This is a genomic window from Bacillus sp. S4, from assembly GCF_040838205.1.
Classification (GTDB): domain Bacteria; phylum Bacillota; class Bacilli; order Bacillales; family Bacillaceae_G; genus Bacillus_A; species Bacillus_A cereus_U.
Genome location: NZ_JBFPJI010000201.1, coordinates 1 through 6,136 on the forward strand (window position 1 = coordinate 1; position 6,136 = coordinate 6,136).

Here is a 6,136-nt window from a genome sequence, read left to right on the forward strand (position 1 = left end):
ATCCAGAGATAGAAGGGGGATATTCATGAATTTTAAAAATGAAAAAATATCATTACATTTAGAGGTTGTAAATTACCAATATAAAGATGCAAAAGACGAGTGTGATAGAAATTGGTTAAGAGTAAAGGCGAAACTATCAGAAGAAAATAAAGTTTTTGAAACGATGGATCCATTTTTACAAACTTTCGACTTACAGTACATGATAAAATGGTTTCAAGCATTACCAAACCCTACATATAACGAACTAGATTTCATCGAGCCAAATTTAGCGTTTGAATTTATGGGAGAAAAAGATGGGGAGTTTCACCTTATCATTCGCTTATCGCTGGAACTTAATCCCTCATGGTGTAAGGAAGAGGAGTACGAATTCTCTATCAGTATCACTCAAGATAATAGAGAGAATATTATTCGTTCTATTGAAGAGCAGCGAAAGAAATTCCCAAAACGATAATAAAAAGACTTGATAACCTACTAGAGGAAATCAAGTCTTTTTCATTAAATACGATTATCATGCCAGAAGTTTAATGGGAAGTGTTCGTTCTCATGATAGCTTTCTAATTCATATCCTCTTTCTTTCAGCCCTTTAATAATTCCAGGTACTGCTTTAACTGATTGTGGATGAATATCGTGCATAAGAATAACTTCTGTTGGATTTGTAGCACCAGCTAGAACGTTTTCTACGATTTTAGCTGAAGCAGCATCAATTGGCATTTTGTTGTATTTCCAGTCTAATGAATCAATTGTCCAATCCCATACTTTTAAACCGTTCTCAACAACTTTGTTGCGAAGGGCTTCATTTAATCCTGGCATTGAGCCGTAAGATGGGCGAGTTAATACTGGTGATTTACCTAGAACTCCAGCGATTAAGCCTTGGTCTTCCTTCATTTCATCAACGTAGTGACCTTCTGTATAAAGTTTCTTGTAGTTATGAGTCATACTGTGCATCCCAACATAGTGGCCTTCAGCATCTTCACGTTTTACAAGATCAGGGAAAGCTTTCACGTTTGAACCAATTAAGAAGAATGTTGCTTTTGCATTTTCGCTCTTTAACATATCTAAAAGCTCAGCTGTGTATTTTCCAGGACCATCGTCAAATGTTAAGTAAGCGACTTTTCTAACTTGCCCATTATAGTGCTTTGGAGCTTCTTTCGGAGCAAGGGATGTTTGAATTTCACTTACAAGTTGAACAGACTTAGCGTCATCCTCTGTACTTGCTAGAGCGATATGTGTTGATCCGTAAGCAGCTTCGTATGTAAATAATACCCCGGCGCAAATCAACAGAGCCCTTTTCATTAAAGTTGTCATCCGAATTCCATTGTGCATAATTTTCCTACTCTCTATAAAAGTTCTACTCTACTATATTAGCAATTTTAGAGGGGGAAATGCAAAAAAACTTTTTTACAAGCGCAAAAAAGTTTGTCCAAAAGTATGCAAGATTTTATAATAATTGCGTTTTGAATAAATGGGATAAAAAAATGGATAATCTTAATCTTTAATAGGAAACACTACAAAGGATATTAATTTTAGGAGGTGCTTTAATTGAAGTATAAAAAAATACTTTCTATATGTATGACAAGCATATTTACAGTAGGACTGCTATTTGGGTGTAATACAGCTCAAAAGGATGAACAGGAACCAGATCCAACGGAGGAACCTTCTGAGCAAAGAAAACAGGATGAGAATAAACAGCAAGATCCTTCTAAAGAAAAAAATAATGAGTTAAATAAAAAGGATGAACAGGAGCCAGATCCAACTGAAGAACCTTCCGAAGAAAGAAAAGAGAAAAAAGAAAATGAGTAATTGCGGATTAGTAAAATTTACAGCATAAAAATAGAAATAAGTAACTTTAAATTATAAAAGCCCTTTTCTCTTCATTTAAGGAAAGTGGCTTTTATACGTTTTAAACATTCCTTTAGAAAGGTCATTCTTATTAATAGATTATCGGTCCAACGATATAGATTGGACCAACTTATACTGCATTGCTTAGGAAGTGAAATGGTTATGGGCTAAAAAGATGAAAAGATTTTTTGAGGCCAGTTTTAAAATTTCACATACCGTATTTAAAAAATAAATATAGGAAAACCAAAAAGTAATGTAGAATATATCGTACATACATATGTGAAGTCAACAAAATATATAAAAGAGGTGGACCTATGTTACTTGAAGAAGTAATGCAACAACTGGAAGAATATGGGACAGAACAAACTCGTAAGACGTATAAAAACCATGGGGCGAAAGAGCCGTTATTTGGAGTTAGTTTTGCAAATTTAAAATTGTTGAAAAAGAAGATAAAAAAAGATCATGATTTAGCAATCTCATTATGGGAAACAAAAAATATGGACGCAATGACTTTAGCAACAATGGTTTTAGATCCGAAGAAACTAACGTCAGAACAGCTAAGTAGATGGGTTCAAGATGTTGATTATTATTGTTTAATGGACGTTCTTATGACAGCTATATGTACGTCGCCAATCGCGATAGAAAGAATGGAAGAATGGACGAAGTCTGATGATGAATGGATTGGAAGAGCTGGTTGGTCATTATTAGCGAATATCGCAATAAAAAATAAAACGTTAGACGATGACTTTTTCTTACCGTATTTAGAAGAAATTAAAGTTCATATACATAATGAAAAAAATCGTAAAAGAGAAGCGATGAATAGAGCTTTAATTGCGGTAGGGGTTCGAAATGAAGCTTTAGAGCAACAAGCAATTGAAATCTCACGTGAAGTTGGAAAAGTAGAAGTTGATCACGGTGAAACGTCATGCAAAACACCAGATGCAGAATCCTATATTAAAAAGACACGAGAAAGAGCTGAAAAGAAGAAAGTAAAATAAGAGAAGGAGAAAGGCTATGAAACCAATTGAAGCGGCACGAAGTATTATTACATCACAATTTTCGAATTGTGATGTTGCTTTACTAGGGGGAAGTGTTGCTAGAGGAGAGGCTACGAAAACATCTGACCTTGATATTGTAATATTTGACCAAAGTTTGTCATCTTGTTATAGAGAATCTTTCTATAGTAATGGTTGGCCTGTTGAAGTATTCGTACATAATTTTGAAACGTATAAAACCTTTTTCAAAAGTGATTGTGAGCGCGGACGACCTTCATTACCTCAATTAGTTTCAGAAGGTATTGTGTTAAAAGGAAAAGATGAAATTGTAAAGATACTCAAAAGAGAAGCGAATGATTTATTAAATAAAGGACCAGAAAAATGGACAGAAGAAACGATGAAGCAGAAACGCTATTTTATTACGGATACTTTGGATGACTTCATTGGTGCAACAAAGAGAGAAGAAGAATTGTTCATCGCAAATTTATTAGCTGATTTAGTACATGAATATGTTTTAAGGGTAAATGGTCAATGGCTTGGAAATTCAAAATGGTTTATTAGAGTGTTAAGAAGGTATGACGAGCAATATGCAGAACATTTTGTAGCGGCTTTTGATCATTTTTATAAAACAGAGGAGAAAAATGAATTAATTACTTTTGTAGAAAGCACGCTAGATCAATACGGAGGAAGAATGTTCGAAGGCTTTTCTATAGGGAAATGAGAAGGGGATAGCAAAGTGAATATACCATTCGTTCAATTAAGAGAATTGACACTAGACAATGTAGAAGATCGATATCAATGGTCATTAGATACAGAAGTAACAAAGCATTTAGTTGTACCAAATCAATATCCACCGTTCACTCGTGAAGATACGAGAAGGTGGATTGAAGCATGCATAAGTCGAAAGAATGGTTATGAACAACGAGCTATCGTTACAAAGGAAGGTATACACATTGGATGGGTGGACCTAAAAAACTTTGATAATACAAATAAAAATGCCGAACTAGGGATTGCAATTGGAAATAAAGAATATTGGGGTAAAGGATATGGAATGGCAGCTCTATACAGTATGTTACAAATCGGCTTTTCTGAATTCCAATTAGAAAAAGTTTGGCTACGAGTAGACGAAGATAATTTAAAAGCTAGAAAGAGTTATGAAAAAGCTGGATTTGTTTGTGAAGGAATAATGAGAAATGATCGATTACGTCAAGGTAAGTTCATTCATCGCTATCGTTATAGTATGTTAAAAGAAGAATATCAATCTTTATTCAATAGTCTATAAAAATATTATGTAAACTTAAAGGGGATGGGGAAAATGATTCGATTACTTACTAAAGAAGATGCGGAGCAATATTGGGACTTACGTTTACAAGCCTTACAAGTAAATCCAGAGGCATTTGTAACAACTTATGAAGAAGCGGTACGGCAAGAAAATCCTCTTGAGCGAGTTGCAAATAATTTAACATCTAATACTAGCTGTACATTCGGTGCTTTTAATGAAGAAAATCAATTAACTGGAGTTGTCACTTTACTAACAGAAGAGAAAGAGGCGTATAAGCATAAAGGTCATATCGTTGCGATGTATGTAGATGCACAAAATAGACGGAACGGTTTGGCACGTGAGTTAATTGCAAATGCAATTCAAAGAGCGAGAGAAATAGAACTAGAGCAATTGAACTTAGGTGTTGTATCCACAAACGAACCAGCAAAAAAGTTATATGGATCAATGGGCTTTAAAACGTATGCAATTGAAAAAAGAGCTATAAAGATGAATGGTGTGTATAGTGATGATGAAAATATGGTGTTGTTTCTTTAAAGACTACATCTATAATGAGATTTTTGAATATTAATTATATTCATTTTGTTATATAGTAAAAGGAGAAACTATATAAGGGGTTTTAAGATGAAAGCTATTGCAATTGGGATATTGGCATCGTTTTTCTTTGCCTTTACCTTTGTGTTAAACCGATCGATGGACTTAGAAGGTGGAAGTTGGATTTGGAGTGCATCACTACGGTATTACTTTATGGTTCCAATGCTACTACTTATTGTCATGTATAGAGGGAACTTAAAACAACTCTTTCAATATATGAAAAACAATCCGAAAGAATGGTTGTTATGGAGTATTGTTGGATTTGGTCTCTTTTATGCACCGCTTAGTTTCGTGGGTGCGTTTGGACCGGGGTGGCTCGTTGCTTCAACTTGGCAAATTACGATAGTCGCAGGGATTTTATTAACACCATTTTTCGCGGTAGACCCATTACATAAAAAACTTCCGATGAAGGAATTAGTAATGTCAGGTATTATTTTATTCGGTGTTGTTCTCATGCAAGTAGAACACGCTTCTTCTTTAGGGATTCGTGAAACTGTTTTATGTGTAGTTCCTGTACTCATTGCAGCGTTTGCGTATCCACTTGGAAATAGAAAAATGATGCAAGTATGTAAGGGCGAATTAGATGTCTTCCAGCGGGTTCTCGGTATGACATTAGCAAGTTTACCATTTTGGTTTTTACTTTCTGGTTACGAAGTATCTACAAGCGGTTTACCGTCAAGTAGTCAAGTTTTTCAATGTTTTATCGTTGCGATTAGTTCAGGTTTAATTGCGACAGTATTATTCTTCTATGCGACAGATCTTGTAAAAGATGATCCGCAAAAATTAGCAACAGTCGAAGCGACACAGTCCGGCGAAGTTTTATTCGCGCTAGTAGGAGAGCTCATCTGGCTATCTGCTCCAATCCCGTCTTCTTTATCGTGGATTGGAATGAGCCTCGTTATTGTCGGAATGATATTGCATAGTTATGTAGCTGTAGTTGTGAAAAAAGAAGAAAAAATAACAGCGTAGCGTAAAAAGGGGCTGTCCCAAAAGTTTAATCTTTTTGTTAAGATAACGATAGTAAATGAAATTATATCGAACACAATTCACATTATATCGACTTAACGACAAAATATGACAAAACCTATTACTAAAAGAAAGCCGTCCCAGAATACTTTTTGGACGGCTTCTTTTTTACTTTTACATATCTCATGAAAACACTATTATTCTCTTAATTATTTTTCAAACTACTAGTAATTTGATTTTCCATATCAGGTAATGTAGTTTCTAAGGAAGTATCATTTAATAAATTTGCTTCGCCTGAATTATATTTATTAGTAGAATGAGAAGCCGGTTTGTTTAGTTTGTGATCATACTTTTCAGTATACCGTTTTACTTTGTTATTCTCATCAATTGTAAATTTACCTTGATAAGAATTTAAAGAAATGAACACTTTTTCTTTAAGTTTGAAAAAATCCTCCATATCTTC

Annotated in this window: 8 protein-coding genes and 1 pseudogene; 7 read left to right on the forward strand and 2 right to left on the reverse strand. The window is 34.4% G+C overall.

What is annotated here, in order from left to right; translation table 11 throughout:
• Positions 1 to 25 precede the first annotated feature (25 nt).
• The gene (locus tag AB3X48_RS16190; RefSeq protein WP_016105161.1) at positions 26 to 451 is read left to right on the forward strand and encodes a WapI family immunity protein; all 426 of its coding nucleotides are present in this window, start codon (positions 26 to 28) and stop codon (positions 449 to 451) included.
• 44 nt (positions 452 to 495) lie between these two features.
• Here the strand turns inward: AB3X48_RS16190 and AB3X48_RS16195 are convergent, their stop codons facing one another.
• Positions 496 to 1,323: a peptidoglycan-N-acetylglucosamine deacetylase gene (locus tag AB3X48_RS16195; protein WP_088099151.1), complete on the reverse strand. Its 828-nt coding sequence runs from the start codon at positions 1,321 to 1,323 to the stop codon at positions 496 to 498.
• Between the two features lie 216 nt (positions 1,324 to 1,539).
• Here AB3X48_RS16195 and AB3X48_RS16200 point away from each other — a divergent pair, with 216 nt between their 5' ends.
• From AB3X48_RS16200 to AB3X48_RS16225, 6 genes are all read left to right on the forward strand, one after another.
• Positions 1,540 to 1,800 (forward strand): hypothetical protein, encoded by a 261-nt coding sequence (locus AB3X48_RS16200; RefSeq protein WP_002161418.1) that lies wholly within the window; start codon positions 1,540 to 1,542, stop codon positions 1,798 to 1,800.
• 353 nt (positions 1,801 to 2,153) lie between these two features.
• Positions 2,154 to 2,837 carry a DNA alkylation repair protein gene (locus AB3X48_RS16205; protein ID WP_088099150.1) on the forward strand — a complete coding sequence of 228 codons (684 nt, stop codon included), beginning with the start codon at positions 2,154 to 2,156 and terminating at the stop codon, positions 2,835 to 2,837.
• Between the two features lie 16 nt (positions 2,838 to 2,853).
• Positions 2,854 to 3,555, forward strand: coding sequence for a nucleotidyltransferase domain-containing protein (locus AB3X48_RS16210; RefSeq protein ID WP_002200154.1), 702 nt, complete (start codon positions 2,854 to 2,856; stop codon positions 3,553 to 3,555).
• A 15-nt stretch (positions 3,556 to 3,570) separates the two neighbouring features.
• On the forward strand, positions 3,571 to 4,116 hold the full coding sequence (locus tag AB3X48_RS16215; protein WP_002110439.1) for a GNAT family N-acetyltransferase: 546 nt from the start codon (positions 3,571 to 3,573) through the stop codon (positions 4,114 to 4,116).
• A gap of 33 nt (positions 4,117 to 4,149) precedes the next feature.
• A complete protein-coding gene (locus AB3X48_RS16220; RefSeq protein ID WP_016105156.1) occupies positions 4,150 to 4,650 on the forward strand; it encodes a GNAT family N-acetyltransferase in 501 nt (166 codons plus the stop codon).
• A gap of 87 nt (positions 4,651 to 4,737) precedes the next feature.
• Positions 4,738 to 5,676: a DMT family transporter gene (locus tag AB3X48_RS16225; RefSeq protein WP_367959735.1), complete on the forward strand. Its 939-nt coding sequence runs from the start codon at positions 4,738 to 4,740 to the stop codon at positions 5,674 to 5,676.
• A gap of 202 nt (positions 5,677 to 5,878) precedes the next feature.
• On the opposite strand, the pseudogene AB3X48_RS16230 reads toward AB3X48_RS16225, so the two are convergent.
• Positions 5,879 to 6,136 (reverse strand): annotated as a pseudogene (locus AB3X48_RS16230) (hypothetical protein); the annotation flags it as partial.

Coding starts and splice junctions, on each gene's coding strand:
- AB3X48_RS16190 (WP_016105161.1), top strand. CDS start 26: ATGAATTTTAAAAATGAAAAAATATCATTACATTTAGAGGTTGTAAAT.
- AB3X48_RS16195 (WP_088099151.1), bottom strand. CDS start 1,323: ATGCACAATGGAATTCGGATGACAACTTTAATGAAAAGGGCTCTGTTG.
- AB3X48_RS16205 (WP_088099150.1), top strand. CDS start 2,154: ATGTTACTTGAAGAAGTAATGCAACAACTGGAAGAATATGGGACAGAA.
- AB3X48_RS16210 (WP_002200154.1), top strand. CDS start 2,854: ATGAAACCAATTGAAGCGGCACGAAGTATTATTACATCACAATTTTCG.
- AB3X48_RS16220 (WP_016105156.1), top strand. CDS start 4,150: ATGATTCGATTACTTACTAAAGAAGATGCGGAGCAATATTGGGACTTA.
- AB3X48_RS16225 (WP_367959735.1), top strand. CDS start 4,738: ATGAAAGCTATTGCAATTGGGATATTGGCATCGTTTTTCTTTGCCTTT.